The organism is Pantoea phyllosphaerae (assembly GCF_051025595.1).
In the GTDB taxonomy this organism is placed as follows: domain Bacteria; phylum Pseudomonadota; class Gammaproteobacteria; order Enterobacterales; family Enterobacteriaceae; genus Pantoea.
The window spans coordinates 411,950-428,686 of record NZ_JBPFDE010000001.1 but is presented as its reverse complement, the minus strand read 5'-3'; the positions used below and the strand labels follow the sequence as shown (position 1 = coordinate 428,686).

Annotated in this window: 23 protein-coding genes; 14 read left to right on the top strand and 9 right to left on the bottom strand. The window is 57.7% G+C overall.

Going from position 1 to position 16,737, the window contains the following annotated elements; genetic code table 11:
* Positions 1 to 23: 23 nt before the first annotated feature.
* On the bottom strand, positions 24 to 503 hold the full coding sequence (gene yedD, locus ACR6A7_RS01990; RefSeq protein WP_434123082.1) for a lipoprotein YedD: 480 nt from the start codon (positions 501 to 503) through the stop codon (positions 24 to 26).
* Positions 504 to 697: 194 nt separating this feature from the next.
* On the opposite strand from yedD, the gene ACR6A7_RS01985 reads away from it, so the two are divergent.
* A complete protein-coding gene (locus ACR6A7_RS01985; protein ID WP_371240959.1) occupies positions 698 to 1,021 on the top strand; it encodes a DUF6388 family protein in 324 nt (107 codons plus the stop codon).
* A gap of 351 nt (positions 1,022 to 1,372) precedes the next feature.
* Positions 1,373 to 1,612: a DinI-like family protein gene (locus ACR6A7_RS01980; protein WP_434123080.1), complete on the top strand. Its 240-nt coding sequence runs from the start codon at positions 1,373 to 1,375 to the stop codon at positions 1,610 to 1,612.
* Between the two features lie 25 nt (positions 1,613 to 1,637).
* On the opposite strand, the gene ACR6A7_RS01975 is transcribed toward ACR6A7_RS01980, so the two are convergent.
* From ACR6A7_RS01975 to ACR6A7_RS01960, 4 genes are all read right to left on the bottom strand, one after another.
* Positions 1,638 to 1,904: a hypothetical protein gene (locus tag ACR6A7_RS01975; protein WP_434123078.1), complete on the bottom strand. Its 267-nt coding sequence runs from the start codon at positions 1,902 to 1,904 to the stop codon at positions 1,638 to 1,640.
* Between the two features lie 231 nt (positions 1,905 to 2,135).
* On the bottom strand, positions 2,136 to 2,864 hold the full coding sequence (locus ACR6A7_RS01970; RefSeq protein ID WP_434123077.1) for a hypothetical protein: 729 nt from the start codon (positions 2,862 to 2,864) through the stop codon (positions 2,136 to 2,138).
* Between the two features lie 84 nt (positions 2,865 to 2,948).
* Positions 2,949 to 3,275: a hypothetical protein gene (locus ACR6A7_RS01965; RefSeq protein WP_434123076.1), complete on the bottom strand. Its 327-nt coding sequence runs from the start codon at positions 3,273 to 3,275 to the stop codon at positions 2,949 to 2,951.
* Entirely contained in the window at positions 3,256 to 3,645 is a 390-nt protein-coding gene (locus ACR6A7_RS01960) for a hypothetical protein (protein ID WP_033791350.1), read from the bottom strand. The genes ACR6A7_RS01965 and ACR6A7_RS01960 overlap by 20 nt, the downstream gene beginning before the upstream one ends.
* 140 nt (positions 3,646 to 3,785) lie before the next feature.
* Between ACR6A7_RS01960 and ACR6A7_RS01955 the strand changes: the two genes are divergently transcribed.
* Entirely contained in the window at positions 3,786 to 4,412 is a 627-nt protein-coding gene (locus tag ACR6A7_RS01955) for a helix-turn-helix domain-containing protein (protein ID WP_434123075.1), read from the top strand.
* Positions 4,413 to 4,723: 311 nt separating this feature from the next.
* Here the strand turns inward: ACR6A7_RS01955 and ACR6A7_RS01950 are convergent, their stop codons facing one another.
* The 4 genes from ACR6A7_RS01950 to fliE all read right to left on the bottom strand — a co-directional run bounded on the left by ACR6A7_RS01950 (position 4,724) and on the right by fliE (position 6,856).
* Positions 4,724 to 4,882 (bottom strand): hypothetical protein, encoded by a 159-nt coding sequence (locus tag ACR6A7_RS01950; protein ID WP_434123074.1) that lies wholly within the window; start codon positions 4,880 to 4,882, stop codon positions 4,724 to 4,726.
* Between the two features lie 543 nt (positions 4,883 to 5,425).
* Positions 5,426 to 6,070, bottom strand: a complete 645-nt coding sequence (zinT, locus tag ACR6A7_RS01945) for a metal-binding protein ZinT (protein ID WP_434123073.1) — start codon at positions 6,068 to 6,070, stop codon at positions 5,426 to 5,428.
* 79 nt (positions 6,071 to 6,149) lie between these two features.
* On the bottom strand, positions 6,150 to 6,509 hold the full coding sequence (locus tag ACR6A7_RS01940) for a hypothetical protein (protein ID WP_434123072.1): 360 nt from the start codon (positions 6,507 to 6,509) through the stop codon (positions 6,150 to 6,152).
* A gap of 35 nt (positions 6,510 to 6,544) precedes the next feature.
* Complete coding sequence (gene fliE, locus ACR6A7_RS01935) at positions 6,545 to 6,856, bottom strand: flagellar hook-basal body complex protein FliE (protein ID WP_434123070.1); 312 nt, start codon at positions 6,854 to 6,856, stop codon at positions 6,545 to 6,547.
* Positions 6,857 to 7,088: 232 nt separating this feature from the next.
* Between fliE and fliF the strand changes: the two genes are divergently transcribed.
* The 11 genes from fliF to fliP all read left to right on the top strand — a co-directional run bounded on the left by fliF (position 7,089) and on the right by fliP (position 16,730).
* The gene (gene fliF, locus ACR6A7_RS01930) at positions 7,089 to 8,804 is read left to right on the top strand and encodes a flagellar basal-body MS-ring/collar protein FliF (protein WP_434123069.1); all 1,716 of its coding nucleotides are present in this window, start codon (positions 7,089 to 7,091) and stop codon (positions 8,802 to 8,804) included.
* Positions 8,801 to 9,793: a flagellar motor switch protein FliG gene (gene fliG, locus ACR6A7_RS01925; RefSeq protein WP_216491743.1), complete on the top strand. Its 993-nt coding sequence runs from the start codon at positions 8,801 to 8,803 to the stop codon at positions 9,791 to 9,793. The genes fliF and fliG overlap by 4 nt, the downstream gene beginning before the upstream one ends.
* Positions 9,786 to 10,478 carry a flagellar assembly protein FliH gene (fliH, locus tag ACR6A7_RS01920; protein ID WP_434123068.1) on the top strand — a complete coding sequence of 231 codons (693 nt, stop codon included), beginning with the start codon at positions 9,786 to 9,788 and terminating at the stop codon, positions 10,476 to 10,478. Before fliG ends, fliH begins: the two co-directional genes overlap by 8 nt.
* Positions 10,478 to 11,830, top strand: a complete 1,353-nt coding sequence (fliI, locus tag ACR6A7_RS01915; RefSeq protein WP_033749819.1) for a flagellar protein export ATPase FliI — start codon at positions 10,478 to 10,480, stop codon at positions 11,828 to 11,830. The genes fliH and fliI overlap by 1 nt, the downstream gene beginning before the upstream one ends.
* Before the next feature lie 26 nt (positions 11,831 to 11,856).
* Positions 11,857 to 12,300, top strand: coding sequence for a flagellar export protein FliJ (gene fliJ / locus ACR6A7_RS01910; protein ID WP_434123067.1), 444 nt, complete (start codon positions 11,857 to 11,859; stop codon positions 12,298 to 12,300).
* Positions 12,297 to 13,580 carry a flagellar hook-length control protein FliK gene (locus tag ACR6A7_RS01905; protein WP_434123066.1) on the top strand — a complete coding sequence of 428 codons (1,284 nt, stop codon included), beginning with the start codon at positions 12,297 to 12,299 and terminating at the stop codon, positions 13,578 to 13,580. Before fliJ ends, ACR6A7_RS01905 begins: the two co-directional genes overlap by 4 nt.
* Positions 13,581 to 13,709: 129 nt before the next feature.
* A complete protein-coding gene (gene fliL, locus ACR6A7_RS01900) occupies positions 13,710 to 14,195 on the top strand; it encodes a flagellar basal body-associated protein FliL (protein WP_434123065.1) in 486 nt (161 codons plus the stop codon).
* Between the two features lie 4 nt (positions 14,196 to 14,199).
* Complete coding sequence (gene fliM / locus ACR6A7_RS01895) at positions 14,200 to 15,207, top strand: flagellar motor switch protein FliM (RefSeq protein ID WP_123799740.1); 1,008 nt, start codon at positions 14,200 to 14,202, stop codon at positions 15,205 to 15,207.
* Positions 15,200 to 15,604 (top strand): flagellar motor switch protein FliN, encoded by a 405-nt coding sequence (gene fliN, locus ACR6A7_RS01890; RefSeq protein ID WP_033749826.1) that lies wholly within the window; start codon positions 15,200 to 15,202, stop codon positions 15,602 to 15,604. Before fliM ends, fliN begins: the two co-directional genes overlap by 8 nt.
* 5 nt (positions 15,605 to 15,609) lie before the next feature.
* On the top strand, positions 15,610 to 15,999 hold the full coding sequence (gene fliO / locus ACR6A7_RS01885) for a flagellar biosynthetic protein FliO (RefSeq protein ID WP_434123326.1): 390 nt from the start codon (positions 15,610 to 15,612) through the stop codon (positions 15,997 to 15,999).
* Positions 15,999 to 16,730, top strand: a complete 732-nt coding sequence (gene fliP / locus ACR6A7_RS01880) for a flagellar type III secretion system pore protein FliP (protein WP_434123324.1) — start codon at positions 15,999 to 16,001, stop codon at positions 16,728 to 16,730. The genes fliO and fliP overlap by 1 nt, the downstream gene beginning before the upstream one ends.
* Positions 16,731 to 16,737: the final 7 nt, after the last annotated feature.

Sequence of the window (16,737 nt, the reverse complement as noted above, 5' to 3'; positions counted from 1 at the left end):
GAATGGAATAAGGCGCGACGGGATTACTGCTTGTTTTCGTTCGCCTGAGTGATGGCGGACTTGAGGATTTCCGGTTCAATATTCTGGATAACGGCCGCGTTCGGCTGTTTCGCCACCTCTTCCAGCGCCTGCTGGCACTCTACCGTCGGGCGCTCGACCTTACGCAGCGTCAGCCCGTCATAGCGCAGCTCGCCCCCCTCCAGCTCCAGAGGCATAACGCGCGACTGGCGATTGACGTTAACGTAGTCGCCGCTGAGCAGCGTCAGCTTGCCTGGCTTGGCGATCACGCGCATCCACTGGCGGCAGTCAAGCGTAGTGCCGTCCGCCTTGACGATCAGCGTGCCCAGCGCGCGATCGCTGCGCAACCCGCTTTGCGGCCCGACCGTTTGCCAGGTCCCCTGCAGGCTGGCAGGCGCCGGCGTCTGTACCGCATCCTGATAGCTGTTGATTTGCGCACAGCCGGCCAGCACCAGCGCGGCCGTCGTCAGCATCCACTTTTTCATCGTTAATCCCTGAGATCGCTTCAATGGCGGCTAAGTTATAATTTTTCGCCTGCTTTCCGCAAGCTATCTACGCCCTGCTTCGACTCGCACGGCCATTTTTTTTCTTCTGCGCCGGGTTTAACCGCGCCCTGACAGCGACGGCAGGGTGCGTTACACTGGCGCGCTGCACCACACTTAATCTTTCGGGAAATCTTATGAAAACGCCAGAAGCCTATTACGCGCAGGCGCGCGATATGTTTTTCACCGCCCATGCCGATTTTCAGGCCGCGCTCGATGAACTGACGGAGAGCGATGCGCGCCACGCTAATATGTCACTGCGCCAGCTGCGCGAATGGCATGCGGAACGTATTTACGCCGCCTTTCTGCGCCAGAAAAATCTCGACGGCATGATCTTTTCGATCCAGCTTGCCGAGCCAGATAAAGCGGTGGCCGCCGAAGCCATTGAAAACTATCTTAAATCGCATGCTGAATCGCTGGGGATGACCTGGGAAGAATTTTGCATCAAGAACGAGCTTTAAGCGGTTAAAAACAGCAACACCTCCAACCAGTGAAATAAGTCAGGATTAAATTGTACAAGATCATAAAACTTGTATAAGTTTACTGTACGACTTCGGTCGTGATTGTCCTTGAACGAATGGTGCGTTTGCACCGCCTCTGGAGGTGTTTGCTGGATTTCCACCTCCAGAGGTTTGATTTTTTTCGCTTTATTACCTCTTCTTGCCCCTCGTTACCCCTCCCGGTTTTATTATCTGAGACGAATTTGCGCATCACGCCGAAAAAAGATCGTTCAACTGGCCTGAGAGGCTTGTCACTGGTTGGATTTACAGTATGATGTGCCAGCGAATTTCTTCCCTGTATGGAATACCAGTATGTTTGTGGAATTGATTTACGATAAGCGTAACGTTGCCGGCCTGCCAGGCGCACGCGAGATAATTTTACAGGAGCTGGAAAAACGCGTTCAGCGCGTCTTCCCGGAGATTGAGGTGCGCGTAAAGCCAATGGAGCGTAACGCCATCGAGACCGACTTAAGCAAAAACGATAAGGCTACGGTGGCGCGCATTGTCGAAGAGATGTTTGACGAGGCGGAAATGTGGCTGGTGGCCGACTAAGCGCCGACCACTGCCGGGAGCAGGATTACTTCTCCTGCTCGCTGTGGTTAATGGCGATTTCGATATCCTGAATGACGGCGTCTAAATCATCCAGCAGCGTGCCCTGTTTGTTCAGCAGCGCATCAATGCGTCCGGCAAACTCGGGATCTTTATATTCGCCAGCATCGAACGCGAGCCAGTGGCTGGAGAGCGTTTCGGTATTGGTTTGCGCATAGTGGCGCATCTCTTTCAGCTGCGAGGTCACATCGCGCAGGTAGTCAGTTTTGCTTTTCGTTTCGACTGAATCACTCATGCAGTTTCTCCTTTTGCTGTTTTAACCAATAAATATCTCGCGTGAATGATTAAAGATAGTGGAATATAACGAAGCCGCCTTAAGAATATTCGGAAGTAGCGCCTGCCCCCTCACCCTCTCTGGCTGGTAGGCCTTTTCTTGAGGCCAGCCTTAACGCTGCTTCTCCAGAAGCGTCCCTCTGATCAAAACAGGGGACGCGTTGTCCCCTTTCATACTTTATCTGTTTAGCTATCAGAGATACTTACGCGCCAGTTCGAACAGCTCCTTTCGGGCTGCCATGCCAAGATGCTCAATCCCTTGCTGTACAAAATCAAACGCGGCGCCGAAATCTTTTACCCCTGCGCTGAAGTCGCTTTGCTCCTCTTCTCCGGCGGGCTGAGCTGAAGATGGCGCAGCAGACGTCGCGCTGCCGGAATCGGCTACAGGTGCCGTTTCCTGAACAGCAGCGTTAACAGCCTGCGCGCTCGCCTGCTCGGCAGCGGCATCCGCCACGGATGTCTGCGCCTGGGGTTGCGCATCGGCGGCAGGGTCGGCCGCAGCGGGCTGATCGACAGGCTGAGCGGGCGCGTCCAGCGGCACGCTTTGCTCTGCGGGCTGTGGCGCTGCGGCGGCCTCTGGGGTCGCAGCCTGATCCGCAGGTTGCGCAGCGGCAGCGTCGGGCGTTGCCGACTGCTCCGCGGGCTGCACAGTAGCGGCATCCTCAACAGCGGCCGGTGAGGCTGAGGCGTCCGGCACAGCGCTCTGATCCCCCGATGGCGAGGGCGTGTGCTGTGCCGTCGCATCAGGCGCTACATGGGTTTCGCCCGGCGTCTCTTCGGAGGTGGCGGGTGCCACCGTCGAAGGAGAAGATAACCGCTGCAGCTGCGGATCGGTCGGCACATTAGCGTCCGGTATAGCAAACTGCGGCAGCTCGGCGTCGCCTGCTGGCGTGGTTGAGTTAATGATGCTGGTATCGGTCATGGCAGACTCCTTAGTGATGATGAACGATCGGAGGGCATGAAAGCCTTCACCAATCAGGTTAAAAATTCGCATAACCTTCTCCCGTTACGGTTTCAAAGCTTTTTCATCCTGTATAACCACACGTTTCACTTTGTCAGCCGTCTGAGCAGCAGTCTGATCCGGCAGCGCATCCAGCTTGTGCTGGAGTACGGACACCTGTTTCGTCAGCTGATCCACTTTTTGTTCGCGTCGATCGGCAGCCTCGATAGATGCGCGACGAATCTCTTCAACGCGCCGGTTAGCTGTGCTGCTGACATATAAAAAAAGAATTGTCATCACAATGCATACCAATGACATGCTCAGCATCAGCACCCCGAGCATGACCTTGCGCTTGTGGGTCGTCGGTCTTATTTCACTGTGTATCTCTGCCATCGCTATGCTCCTCCAGAGTGGAAATTAACCTGTCGATTTCATTACGAAACTTGCTGTTCTGATCGGCATCGGTCATGACCACCAGAATGCCGAGCGCATTTTTGATTAAGCGCAAATCGGTCTCCAGGGTAGATATCCGCCGTAAATTAGTGTCATGGCGTATGCGCAAATCGTCATTTTCCTGACGGAGAAGTGCATTGCTCTCCTTCAGCAATAAGACCTGCTCCTTGTAGCTGGTAATGATCTCTCCACCGGCACGGTTGCTGGTGACAATAGAAGCAATGCCTGCAATGAGCGGCTTCCAGAAAAGCGCCGCCGCTCCGCCTCCAAGTACTAATGCGCCAACACTGGTTATCAAACTACTTTCCATGCATCACCTCTGTACCTCGTCGGGTAACGGCTGCTGACGTCAGGCGTAAAACGCAAAGCGCCTCCCTCGCCGAAACTTAAGATTGCTTAAATTCACAGCTTAAGTATACTTAAGTCTGGCTCTCAGGAGATGTCAAGAAGATGGAAAAAGAAACAGCGGGCGATCGTATTCGCCTTCGTCGTAAGGCACTGAATTTGACGCAGAAAGCAGTCGCGGAAAAAATTTCGGTATCCCATGTAGCGATATCACAATGGGAAAAAGAGGAAACGCTGCCGCGCGGAGAAAACCTGCTGCGGCTCGCGGAAGTGCTGGGGTGCGCGCCAGCCTGGCTGGTAGATGGAGATGGGCCGGTATTTACTGTACAAACGTTAACGCAAACCGGCCTGCCTGTTCTGGAAAGAGAACAGATCGGCGACTGGCTGGCCGAGGCAGAGCAGGTGGAGATCCTCAGGCGAGTCCCCACCGATCGCAGCTACTCTGCCACCAGCTTTGCATTAACCCTGTGGGATAACGCGCTGGCACCGCAATGCCTGCGTGGCGATTTGCTGTTTATCGATCCAGACTTACCGCCGCAGCCAGGGGATCTGGTGCTGGCGCTTACTGGAGAGAACGAGTATGTACTACGGAAATACCGCGCGCGCACTCATCACAGCTTTGAGCTGGCGCCGCTCAACGAGGATTATCCACTGCTGCGTTCCTCGGAACAGGCGCTCTCTGTGCTGGGAACGCTGGTAGAGTGGCGGCGCTACCGCGACACGGCGCGGTAAGCCGCTTAAATCTTCCGCTTCGCTCGAACTTTCGCTGCGAAGCAGCATCCAATTCAGCATGTGGATAATTCCATGTAACGATTTCACCCGCCTTGCGCGGGCTTTTTTTTGCCCATAAGAATTTCCTGTGATGAATCTCTGCTTCTGCGTTTCTTTATCCTGCCGCCGGTGAGAAGATAATCTGGCGCTATGCGCATACCCTTTACGTAATGCAAACGAGAATTCTGCCTGAATGGACTTGCCCGCTGACCTGTGCGGGCAATTTTTTGTTCGCTGTAATGAATAAAGCCGTCCGCAGACGGCTTACACATTCAGGGATTCAGATTTTCATCCTCATCCTCGATGTCATCTTCTACATACTCGTCATCATCGGGCATCGCATCCCCCTCTCTGCCGGGGATATCATCTACGCCGCCTGGGAGCTGGCCGTCGCCGGGAATGGGATCGATATCATTGGGACGTTCTGACATAGGCACCTCCAGTTACCCCTATTGGGTATATTTAGTTTAGTGCTGTGACTATTTAATATGCGCCCTCTCTTGCTGAAACGTGAACAAAGCGTAAAAGATCAAACATACCGCCGTTGCCGTTTGGCTTATCGAACAGGTCATGTTCCCTGAACTTTTCACAAAAGCGCCCGTCGTTAGCGCAGATAAATTTAAGTCTGTTTATTGACGGATCGCTTAATAGCTTCTTCAATGAAATAAGAGACTGCACAGGAGGAAAAGCTCATGACCGAACTATTACATATTATCTCTGTCAGCACGATTGTCGCCGGAATATATTTAATCCAGTAAGAGAATGGTCACGCGCAGGTAATATTATGGAAACAACCTTCGTTGATGCGACACTTTTGCTTGAGAACCGCTTCAGCGCGGAAGCCTGCTCAGTAAGGTCTGTAATAAGACTGCTGTTTGATAAGCATTGTCCACAATATTTCTCCGGCCGACTGAATAATATTATTTTCCAGGATAAATGCCTGACTGAAATATATTCATCCAGTTTCAGCTATATTAATGATGCAGCATTTCATCAACCACCTGATCATCTGTTAGCTGCCAGGGATAATAAGTGGGCCAGTTATCCATCTCTTCCAGCAGCGCCTGCTGAGAGATATTGCCGCTAAAAAGATGAAAATGGCTCGACCTGCGCGGCGCGATTATATGATCGCTGAACTGCACATATTTAGGCGCCAGGCTGTTTTTATCGCGACACTCAAACAGATAGCGCACACCTTTTTTTCCTGAAGCGTATGTCAGGATTTTATGTCCGGCATAGCTGTAGCGGCAGGAGGCGACGCTGTCGCCACGATGAAACTCAATTGTGTCATTTTCAATTTCCAGCCGCTCGGTATCAGTAGCGTAGCCTTTGCGGTAGTAAGCTTTAATCTGCTCTGCGGTTTTGCGCTCTTCCTTTTGCGCTTTCTGCGCGAAGACGGGATCCAGCTTTCCCTGCTCCAGCAGCGGATAGACGGATGCCCATACGCCATCCCAGTCTGACAGCGGACGATCTTTGACATTATTGTCGTCAAACTCGCCTTCTGCTGCTTTTTGCTCTATCTGCGACAGCGCCGGACCGTGCGCGTGGTGACCATGCGCCATAGCCTGCCCGCTAAGCAGCAGACTCAATGCGATAACTTTCCTTTTGCTTGCCAACATATTTACCCTCCATCAGTGAAAGAGTGTAAAATGTTATGATATAACATTTCCAAAGACAAGCTTTGCGATTGCACTCTCGCTAGCTGGAATGGAAAAGCCCTTGCGCCTGCGGTAATGAATCCGTTGCCGTTGCGCATTTTACATCGCGCAGCGCCTGCAACTCAGCGAGACGCGATTTCGCTTTTTCGCTGGCGTTGTGCCGAGCGAGCCCGTTGCCGATGCCGAGGTCGCCCATAAAGCCCAGAACGGTGCGATAATCAAAGCTGCCAGTTTCTGTGATTTCCTGCTGAATGTGGCGCGTTTTGACGATTTCCTGTTCAAGCATCTGGCAGTTCAGCGTCACCGCTTCTTGATCCGTTACCGCGGAAGCCTGGGGGTACTGTTTGGTTGCGCAGGCGGAGAGCAGCAGCACGGCTGCGATTAACCATATTTGTTTCATTGGAATGCTTGTCAACCGTGCCGATTGTTGAGAAGTTAAACCTGCATATTCATAATATCAGTATAAGCCGCCACCAGCTTATTCCTCACCTGAATCCCCATCTGCATCGAGATAGAAGACTTCTGCATATCCACCATCACATCGTTGAGCGCGATGCCTGGCTTGCCCATTTCAAAATCCTGCGCCTGCGTACGGGCGGTGTTCTGCGTTTCGCTGATCTTATCCAGCGCCGCTTTCATGGTGGCGGCGAAGTCGACCGGCTGCGTCGCCTCGCTGTTTTTGTTACTGGCCTGCAGCGAAGTTAGCTGAAGCTGCTGTAAAACGCCGTCGATTGCCTGAATGGACATGCCGTTACCTCATTGAAAGAGAGATGGAATTTTCTACGCTCAAAAATTTATCACAATGTCAATGAGACAAAGGCGCTAAATAACAGCAAAAAACCCGGCTTATTCGCCCATCGAATTTTGCGATAAAGAAAATAATGCCATGCATTGAAGTGGAGTTTCATTTACGCAGTGTCAGGGAGTCTGTTTTGTCACTACAACAAACCCGGTCAATTATGTCAGGCAGGAATAGGTCATGAACGCGAGCGCAGCCGCCCCACAGGATTCAGCCAAAAAAGGTTTCGGTGACCTTATCGCTCGCCTGCGCGCTAATCCGCGTATCCCCCTTATCGTTGCCGCCGCCGCCGCTATCGCCATCGTGATGGCGCTGGTGCTGTGGGCGAAAGCGCCCGATTACCGTGTGCTGTACAACAATCTCTCTGATGAAGATGGCGGCGCGATTGTTACCCAGCTCACCCAGATGAACATCCCCTATCGCTTCGCCGACAACGGCGGCGCGCTGATGGTGCCGGCGGAAAAGGTGCATGAGCTGCGCCTGCGCCTGGCACAGCAGGGACTGCCGAAAGGCGGTTCGGTGGGCTTTGAGCTGCTCGATCAGGAGAAGTTCGGCATCAGCCAGTTCAGCGAGCAGGTCAACTACCAGCGCGCGCTGGAAGGCGAGCTGGCGCGCACCATCGAAACCTTAGGGCCGGTTAAAACGGCGCGCGTGCATCTGGCGATGCCGAAGCCGACGCTCTTCGTGCGCGAGCAGAAAGCCCCTTCTGCCTCGGTCACGCTGAACCTGCAGCCTGGCCGTGCGCTCGATGAGGGCCAGATTCAAGCCATCGTGCATATGGTCTCCAGCAGCGTGGCAGGCCTGCCGCCGGGTAACGTCACCGTCGTCGATCAGAGCGGACGCCTGCTGACGCGTTCAGACAGCGAAGGCCGCGACCTTAACGACGCTCAGCTGAAATATACCGCCGAAGTGGAAGCGCGCTACCAGCAGCGCATCGAAGCGATTTTGAACCCGATTCTCGGCCAGGGCAACGTACACGCGCAGGTAACGGCGCAGATCAACTTCGACAAGAGCGAGCAGACCGACGAGAAGTATCAGCCGAACGGCAATCCGAGCAACACCGCTATTCGCTCGCGTCAGACCAGCACCAGCGATCAGACCGGCAGCCCGTATCCGGGCGGCGTGCCGGGCGCCCTTTCTAACCAGCCAGCGCCTGCTAACACCGCGCCGGTCAACGCGCCGAACGCGCAAAATGGGCAAAACGCGCAGAACGGCCAGCAGAACAACGCGAACAACGGCACAACTACCAGCACCGCCAGCAGCAGCGTGCCGACCAACTCGCGTCGCGACGATACCGTGAACTACGAACTGGACCGCACCATTCGCCACACCAAAATGAACGTTGGCGACGTGCAGCGTCTCTCGGTCGCGGTAGTGGTGAACTATCGCGCCGACGATAAAGGCAAGGCGATCGCCCTGAACGAACAGCAGCTGAAGCAGGTGGAAGATCTGACGCGCGAGGCGATGGGCTACTCCCAGCCGCGCGGCGACAGCGTCAACGTGGTGAACTCGGAATTCACCGCCGCCGAGCCGACCAGCGGCGACCTGCCCTTCTGGCAGCAGCAGGCCTTCTTCGATCAGATGATGAACATCGGCAAATGGCTGCTGATCGCGCTGGTCGCCTTCATTCTCTACCGCAAAATGGTGCGTCCGCAGCTGATGCGTAAACGCGAAGCGGAAAAAGCCGCTGTGGAAGCCGCAGAACAGCGTGCCGCCGCCATGCAGGAAGAAGAAGCCTATAGCGTACAGCTCAGCAAAGATGAGCAGGATGCCGAGCGTAAGTCTAACAACCGCATGAGCGCCGAGGTGATGAGCCAGCGCATCCGCGATATGTCCGAGAACGATCCGCGCGTCGTCGCGCTGGTTATCCGCGAATGGATGAGTAAAGAACTATGAGTCTGACCGGAACTGAAAAAAGCGCCATCCTGATGATGACCATCGGCGAAGAGCGCGCCGCCGAGGTGTTCAAGCACCTCAACCAGCGTGAAGTGCAGCACCTGAGCGCCGCAATGGCGAATATGCGCCAGGTGTCGCATAAGCAGCTTACCGAGATCCTGCGTGAGTTCGAGAGCGACGCCGAGCAGTTCGCGGCGCTGAGCCTCAACTCCAACGAGTATCTGCGTTCGGTGCTGACCAAAGCGCTGGGCGAAGAGCGCGCCGCCAGCCTGCTGGAGGATATTCTCGAGTCCCGCGAAACCACCAGCGGCATGGAAACGCTCAACTTTATGGAGCCGCAGGCCGCCGCCGATCTTATCCGCGACGAGCATCCGCAGATCATCGCGACCATCCTGGTGCACCTCAAACGCGGCCAGGCAGCGGATATTCTGGCGCTGTTCGACGAGCGCCTGCGTCACGACGTCATGCTGCGTATCGCCACCTTCGGCGGCGTACAGCCGGCGGCGCTGGCGGAGCTGACCGAAGTGCTCAACGGCCTGCTGGACGGCACCAACCTCAAGCGCGCCAAGATGGGCGGCGTGAGAACCGCAGCGGAAATCATCAACCTGATGAAAACGCAGCAGGAAGAGGCGGTCATCGAAGCGGTTCGCGACTTCGACGGCGAGCTGGCGCAGAAAATTATCGACGAGATGTTCCTGTTCGAAAACCTGGTGGAAGTGGACGACCGCAGCATCCAGCGCCTGCTGCAGGAAGTGGAGTCGGAGCAGCTGCTGGTCGCGCTGAAAGGCGCCGAGCAGCCGCTGCGCGAGAAGTTCCTCAAGAACATGTCGGCGCGCGCCGCCGATATCCTGCGCGACGACCTCGCCAACCGCGGACCGGTACGTATGTCGGCGGTGGAAAACGAACAGAAAGCTATCCTGCTTATCGTGCGCCGTCTGGCGGAATCGGGCGAGATGGTGATTGGCGGCGGCGAGGAAACCTATGTCTGACGCTTTTTCCGCCCGCCCGTGGCAGCTCTGGCAGCCTGATGATTTAGGCCGCCGCGACGAACCGGAGCCGGAGATGCTGCCGGAGCCGGAGGCATTCGAATCAGAGGTCGACGAACAGCAGCAGCACTTCGAGCATATGCAGCAGCAGGCCCGCAAAGAGTCGCAGGCGCAGGGCTATAACGAAGGCCATCAGCAGGGTTTCGCCGAAGGCCAGAAAGCGGGCTACGACGCCGGTTTTCAGCAGGGGCTGGCCGATGCGCAGCAGCAGCAGGCACCGCTGCAGGCGCGTATGCAGCAGCTGGTCACTGAGTTTCAGCACTCGCTGGAGGCGCTCGACAGCGTGATCGCTTCGCGCCTGATGCAGCTCGCACTGGAGGCGGCACGTCAGGTCATTGGCCAGGCGACCACGGTGGACGGCAGCGCCCTGCTGCGTCAAATTCAGCAGCTGCTGCAGCAGGAGCCGATGTTCAGCGGCAAACCGCAGCTGCGCGTGCATCCTGACGATCTGCAGCGCATTGAGCAGACCCTCGGTCCAACGCTCGATCTGCACGGCTGGCGTTTGCTGGCCGACAGCACGCTGCATCCTGGCGGCTGCAAGCTGAGCGCTGAGGATGGCGATCTCGACGCCAGCGTGGCGACGCGCTGGCAGGAGCTCTGCCGCCTCGCCGCGCCTGGAGAATTTTAATGACCTCGCGACTCTCTCGCTGGCTGGGCGCGCTCGACGCCTTTGAAACCCGTATCGCGCAGGTGCAGCCGGTGCGCCGCTATGGCCGCCTGACGCGCGCCACCGGCCTGGTGCTGGAGGCGACCGGCCTGCAGCTACCGCTCGGCGCCACCTGCGTTATCGAACGCAACGACGGCAAGAACCTGACCGAAGTCGAAAGCGAAGTGGTGGGCTTCAACGGCCAGAAGCTTTTTCTGATGCCGCTGGAAGAGGTCGACGGCATTCTGCCCGGCGCCCGCGTTTATGCACGCGACAGCGGCCACAGCGGCAAACAGCTGCTGCTCGGCCCGGAGCTGCTGGGCCGGGTGCTCGACGGCAGCGGCAAGCCGCTTGACGGCCTGCCGTCGCCCGATACCGGCTACCGCGCGCCGCTGATCACGCCGCCCTTTAACCCCTTGCAGCGCACGCCGATTACAGACGTGCTGGATACCGGCGTCCGCGCCATTAACGCCCTGCTGACCGTGGGTCGCGGCCAGCGTATGGGCCTGTTCGCCGGGTCCGGCGTCGGCAAGAGCGTGCTGCTCGGCATGATGGCGCGCTATACCCAGGCGGACGTCATCGTGGTCGGGCTGATCGGCGAGCGCGGCCGCGAAGTAAAAGACTTTATTGAAAATATTCTCGGCGCAGAAGGCCGCGCGCGTTCGGTGGTGATCGCCGCGCCCGCGGACGTCTCGCCGCTGCTGCGCATGCAGGGCGCCGCCTACGCCACGCGCATCGCCGAAGATTTTCGCGATCGCGGCCAGCACGTGCTGCTGATCATGGACTCGCTGACGCGCTACGCCATGGCGCAGCGTGAGATTGCGCTGGCCATCGGCGAGCCGCCCGCCACCAAAGGCTATCCGCCTTCGGTGTTCGCCAAACTGCCGGCGCTGGTGGAACGCGCCGGCAACGGCACGCACGGCGGCGGCTCAATTACCGCCTTCTATACCGTACTGACCGAAGGCGACGATCAGCAGGATCCTATCGCCGACTCGGCGCGCGCCATTCTCGACGGCCATATCGTGCTGTCGCGTCGGCTGGCCGAAGCGGGTCACTACCCGGCGATCGACATTGAGGCCTCTATCAGCCGCGCCATGACCGCCCTGATCGACGAGGATCACTACGCACGGGTGCGTCAGTTTAAACAGCTGCTCTCCAGCTTCCAGCGCAACCGCGATCTGGTGAGCGTCGGCGCCTACGCCGCAGGTAGCGATCCCATGCTGGACAAGGCGATCCGCCTTTATCCGCAGATGGAAGCTTTTCTGCAACAGGGCATTTTTGAGCGCAGCCACTATGACGACGCCTGCCTGCATCTGCATGCGCTGTTCGGCTAACGGCGGCGTAACGGGAGGAGTAAGCGATGAAGAGCGCCAGTGCCATCGACACGCTGCGCGATTTAGCGGAGCAGGACCTGGAAAAAGCGGTGATCCACCTCGGCGATATGCGCCGCGGCGTGCGCCAGGCGGACGAGCAGCTCACTATGCTGCTCGACTACCAGGATGAGTACCGCAACAAGCTAAACAGCGATATGTCGGGCGGCATCGCCACGACGCGCTGGACCAACTACCACCAGTTTATTCAGACGCTGGAGCAGGCGATCGAGCAGCATCGCGCTCAGCTGAGACAGTGGAACCAGCGCCTCGATCAGGCGCTCGCCAGCTGGCGCGAAAAGCAGCAGCGTCTTAATGCCTATCAGACGCTGATTAGCCGCGCGGCAGACAACGCATTACGAGTAGAAAACCGTCTCGATCAGAAACGGATGGATGAATACGCCCAACGGGCCGCACTGAGGAAAGGCGAATGATTACGCTGCCAAATATTGTCACCACCGCCAGCGCGAAAGGCGAGCTGAAAAGTTCAGATTCCGCTGAGGTTTTGCACAGCGTCAAATCGCTGCCGCAGGCGTTTCTGACCGAGCTGGGCAACCGCCTGCTGACGATGGCCAAACAGCAGGGAAACGCAGCGCAATCTGCTGAAAGCGCAGAGGAAACTGAAGATGCGCCTGCAGCGAAAGGCCAGCTTGACGCCCTGCTGAACGCCTTTGGTAAAAAAGCGGATTTGAATGCGCTGCTGACGCCGGAAAATATTAAAGCCGCCACCAAATCCGCCGATGATAAGGATAAGGCGAGCGCAGAAACCTTAACCAGTCGCGAGGCGCAGGCGATGCAGGCGCTGTTTGCCATGCTGCCGACCTCGCCGGTTGCGCAGAGCAATCTTTCCGCCGCATCCGTCACCGCCGAGTCAGGTGCCGACGCGCGCCGCGGCGCGCTCGCTGGCAATGCCCTCTCCACGCTGAGCCAGGCGCTAAGCGCGTCGCTGACGCAAAGCGCGTCGCCATCGGCATCGGCCAGCGCACCAGCGCACGCTGAGGCGAAGGCGGGCCCAACGCAGCTGAACGCCGCATCAGCGGGCGCGGCAGCGAACACGGCCAGCGCCGGTGTGCCGCTGACGCTGGACGGCAGCTTTCAGCAGGCGCTGAGCCACATCAGCCGACAGGATGAAAAAAGCGCGCCGCTGACGCAAACGGACAGCAATGCGCTGACCAGCGCGCCGATCAGCAGCAGCGCCGCGCCGCTGATGACGCAGACCGCTTCGGCCACGACCAGCACGCCGTCAACGCCGATGCTCAACGCGCAGCTGGGCAGCGACGAATGGCAGCAGGCTCTGAGCCAGCAGATTGTCATGTTCACCCGCAACGGCCAGCAAAACGCCGAGCTGCGGCTGCATCCGGCTGACCTGGGCGCCATCCAGATCAGCCTGAAGCTGGATAACGACCAGGCGCAAATCAATATGGCCTCCAGCCACAGCCACGTCAGGGCCGCGCTGGAAGCCGCCCTTCCACAGCTGCGTAACGCGCTGGCGGAAAGCGGCATTAACCTGGGACAGAGTCAGGTAAGCAGTGACAGCTTCGCGCAGAGCCAGAGCTTCCAGCAGCAGCAACAGCAGCAGGAGGCGCGCCGCGACGGACAGCACGGCACCTTCTCTCTCTCCCAGAATGACGATAGCGAGATAACGCCGATCGCCGTTCCCGCCGCCCTTCAGGCGCGCATCCTCGGCACCGGCGCTGTCGATACTTTTGCCTGACAGCGACAAACGCTGAAGGTAAGCGTAAAACCCGCGTCTTTTCTTCCCATTGTTTGACTTAAGACGCGGGATAATCTGTCCAGGCAAACCGAGAGGTTTGCCCATAATTCACAGGAATTTACTGCAAAAATGTCTGATAACGCGAAAGCAAAAGGCCGCAAACGTTCACTCTTAATTCCGGTGTTGCTCATTGTAACGCTGGCCGCTTGTAGCGTGGCAGGCTATGCAGTCTGGCGAATGATGAATAAACATGAGAGTGGTACCCCGGAAGCTGCGAAAGTAGAGCCGCCACCCGCTCCCGTCTTTTTTGCGCTTGACACCTTTACGGTCAACCTGGTCAATCCCGATAACGATCCGGACCGCGTGCTGTACGTAGGCTTTACCCTGCGTCTGCCGGACGAGGATACCCGTCGTCGGATGAGTGATTATCTGCCGGAAGTGCGTAGCCGCCTGCTGCTGCTGCTCTCGCGACAGAGCGCCGCCGCGCTGGCGTCGGAGCAAGGAAAGCAAGCGCTGATTGAACAGATTAAGCAGGTGCTGTCACCTCCGCTGGTGAAAGGACAGCCTGCGCAGGTGGTAAATGACGTACTGTTTACCGCCTTCATTTTGAGGTAAACCAATGGGCGATAGCATTCTCTCCCAGGCTGAAATTGACGCGCTGCTTAATGGCGACAGTGACAGCGCGGTAGATGAAAAGAGTCAAAGCGGGCCGGAAGGCGACATTCGTCCTTACGACCCTAATACCCAGCGTCGCGTGGTGCGCGAGCGTCTTCAGGCGCTGGAGATTATTAACGAGCGTTTCGCCCGACATTTCCGTATGGCGCTGTTTAACCTGCTGCGCCGCAGCCCGGATATCAGCGTCGGTGCGATCAAGATTCAGCCGTATCACGAGTTTGCCCGCAACCTGCCGGTGCCGACCAACCTGAATCTTATCCACCTGAAACCGCTGCGCGGAACGGCGCTGGTGGTGTTTTCGCCGAGCCTGGTGTTTATCGCCGTGGATAACCTGTTCGGCGGTGACGGCCGCTTCCCCACCAAGGTGGAAGGCCGGGAGTTCACCCACACCGAGCAGCGCGTGATCCGCCGCATGCTAAAGCTGGCGCTGGAAGGCTACAGCGACGCGTGGAAGGCGATCTACCCGCTCGAGGTGGAATATGTCCGCTCCGAAATGCAGGTGAAGTTCACCAATATCACCACCTCCCCGAACGATATCGTGGTTAACACGCCGTTTCAGGTGGAGATTGGCAACCTGGTAGGTGAGTTCAACATCTGTATTCCGTTTTCGATGATTGAGCCGCTGCGCGAACTGCTGGTTAACCCGCCGCTGGAGAACTCCCGCACCGAGGATAACCACTGGCGTGAGAACCTGGTGAAACAGGTGCAGCATTCGGAACTGGAGCTGATCGCCCACTTTGCTGAAACCTCGCTGCGGCTGTCGCGCATTTTGCAGCTGAAGCCCGGCGATGTGCTGCCGATTGAGAAGCCAGAGCGCATTATCGCGCACGTCGATGGCGTTCCGGTACTGACCAGTCAGTACGGCACCATGAACGGCCAGTACGCCCTGCGCGTCGAGCATTTGATTAACCCGATTTTGAATTCGCTGAATGAGGAACAGCCCAATGAGTGACAGCAATAAACCGTCCGACGACATCTCTGCGGACGATCTGTGGGCTGAGGCGATGAATGAGCAGGCCGTTAGCAGCGCGCCGCAGGCCGACGACGTCTTCAAAACGTTCGAAAGCAGCGCCGCCGCCGGCTCGCTGCAGGACATCGACCTGATTATGGATATCCCGGTCAAGCTGACCGTCGAACTGGGCCGCACCAAAATGACCATCAAAGAGCTGCTGCGCCTGACGCAGGGTTCCGTGGTAGCGCTGGACGGTCTGGCGGGCGAGCCGCTCGATATCCTGATCAACGGCTACCTGATCGCCCAGGGCGAAGTGGTGGTGGTTAACGATAAATATGGCGTACGCATCACTGACATTATTACGCCGTCTGAACGTATGCGTCGTCTGAGCCGCTAAATATGATGAATACCCAATCCCACACGCAGCAGCCCGCCGCACCGGCTATCTCTGGCGGTTCCGTTGTGACCCAGGTCAGCAGCGTGCTGGCCGTGATTGTTCTGCTGATCCTCGCCTGCGCCTGGCTGGCGCGCCGCCTCGGCTTCGCGCCGAAGACGGTGAGCAGCCAGGCGCTGAAGGTGAGCGCCAGCGTGCAGGTCGGCCAGCGCGAACGCGTGGTGATTGTGGATACCGCTGAGGCGCGCCTGGTGCTGGGCGTGACGGCGGCGCAGATTACCCATCTGCACACGCTGCCGCCGGTCGCGCCGGATGCCCGTCCGGCCGCCGCGGCCGCGCCGCAAGATTTCCGTCAGCTGTTACAAAACCTGGTTAAACGTCCCGGAAAACCCCAATGATGCGTCGACTGCTCTCTCTTCTGCCGCTGTTACTGCTGGCGCCGGTCGCTCATGCCCAACTGCCGGGACTGGTAAGCCATGCGTTGCCCAACGGTGGACAAAGCTGGTCGCTGCCGGTGCAGACGCTGGTTTTTATTACCTCGCTGACCTTTATTCCTGCCGTACTGCTGATGATGACCAGCTTTACCCGCATCATCATCGTGTTCGGCCTGCTGCGCAACGCCCTCGGCACGCCCTCCGCGCCGCCGAATCAGGTGATGCTCGGCCTCGCGCTCTTTCTGACCTTTTTTATTATGGCGCCGACCTTCGACAAGATTTACAACGACGCCTATCTGCCCTTTAGCCAGGACAAGATCGGCATGGACGTCGCACTGGAGAAAGGCGCGCAGCCGCTACGCGACTTTATGCTGCGTCAGACGCGCGAAGCGGACCTGGCGCTGTTCGCCCGACTGGCGAATACCCCGCCTATCGACGGGCCGGAAGCGGTGCCGATGCGCATTCTGCTGCCCGCCTACGTCACCAGCGAGCTGAAGACCGCGTTTCAGATCGGCTTTACCGTCTTTATCCCGTTTCTGATTATTGACCTGGTGGTCGCCAGCGTGCTGATGGCGCTGGGGATGATGATGGTGCCGCCAGCGACGATCTCGCTGCCGTTCAAACTGATGCTGTTTGTACTGGTGGATGGCTGGCAACTGCTGGTCGGATCACTGGCACAGAGCTTCTATTCCTGATTATTCC

Coding starts and splice junctions, on each gene's coding strand:
- ACR6A7_RS01950 (WP_434123074.1), bottom strand. CDS start 4,882: ATGTCAGAACGTCCCAATGATATCGATCCCATTCCCGGCGACGGCCAG.
- ACR6A7_RS01975 (WP_434123078.1), bottom strand. CDS start 1,904: ATGAGTGATTCAGTCGAAACGAAAAGCAAAACTGACTACCTGCGCGAT.
- ACR6A7_RS01980 (WP_434123080.1), top strand. CDS start 1,373: ATGTTTGTGGAATTGATTTACGATAAGCGTAACGTTGCCGGCCTGCCA.
- yedD (WP_434123082.1), bottom strand. CDS start 503: ATGAAAAAGTGGATGCTGACGACGGCCGCGCTGGTGCTGGCCGGCTGT.
- fliP (WP_434123324.1), top strand. CDS start 15,999: ATGCGTCGACTGCTCTCTCTTCTGCCGCTGTTACTGCTGGCGCCGGTC.
- fliN (WP_033749826.1), top strand. CDS start 15,200: ATGAGTGACAGCAATAAACCGTCCGACGACATCTCTGCGGACGATCTG.
- ACR6A7_RS01940 (WP_434123072.1), bottom strand. CDS start 6,509: ATGAAACAAATATGGTTAATCGCAGCCGTGCTGCTGCTCTCCGCCTGC.
- fliH (WP_434123068.1), top strand. CDS start 9,786: ATGTCTGACGCTTTTTCCGCCCGCCCGTGGCAGCTCTGGCAGCCTGAT.
- ACR6A7_RS01905 (WP_434123066.1), top strand. CDS start 12,297: ATGATTACGCTGCCAAATATTGTCACCACCGCCAGCGCGAAAGGCGAG.
- fliF (WP_434123069.1), top strand. CDS start 7,089: ATGAACGCGAGCGCAGCCGCCCCACAGGATTCAGCCAAAAAAGGTTTC.
- ACR6A7_RS01965 (WP_434123076.1), bottom strand. CDS start 3,275: ATGGCAGAGATACACAGTGAAATAAGACCGACGACCCACAAGCGCAAG.
- ACR6A7_RS01960 (WP_033791350.1), bottom strand. CDS start 3,645: ATGGAAAGTAGTTTGATAACCAGTGTTGGCGCATTAGTACTTGGAGGC.
- zinT (WP_434123073.1), bottom strand. CDS start 6,070: ATGTTGGCAAGCAAAAGGAAAGTTATCGCATTGAGTCTGCTGCTTAGC.
- fliM (WP_123799740.1), top strand. CDS start 14,200: ATGGGCGATAGCATTCTCTCCCAGGCTGAAATTGACGCGCTGCTTAAT.
- ACR6A7_RS01970 (WP_434123077.1), bottom strand. CDS start 2,864: ATGACCGATACCAGCATCATTAACTCAACCACGCCAGCAGGCGACGCC.
- fliE (WP_434123070.1), bottom strand. CDS start 6,856: ATGTCCATTCAGGCAATCGACGGCGTTTTACAGCAGCTTCAGCTAACT.
- ACR6A7_RS01985 (WP_371240959.1), top strand. CDS start 698: ATGAAAACGCCAGAAGCCTATTACGCGCAGGCGCGCGATATGTTTTTC.
- fliI (WP_033749819.1), top strand. CDS start 10,478: ATGACCTCGCGACTCTCTCGCTGGCTGGGCGCGCTCGACGCCTTTGAA.
- ACR6A7_RS01955 (WP_434123075.1), top strand. CDS start 3,786: ATGGAAAAAGAAACAGCGGGCGATCGTATTCGCCTTCGTCGTAAGGCA.
- fliL (WP_434123065.1), top strand. CDS start 13,710: ATGTCTGATAACGCGAAAGCAAAAGGCCGCAAACGTTCACTCTTAATT.
- fliO (WP_434123326.1), top strand. CDS start 15,610: ATGAATACCCAATCCCACACGCAGCAGCCCGCCGCACCGGCTATCTCT.
- fliG (WP_216491743.1), top strand. CDS start 8,801: ATGAGTCTGACCGGAACTGAAAAAAGCGCCATCCTGATGATGACCATC.
- fliJ (WP_434123067.1), top strand. CDS start 11,857: ATGAAGAGCGCCAGTGCCATCGACACGCTGCGCGATTTAGCGGAGCAG.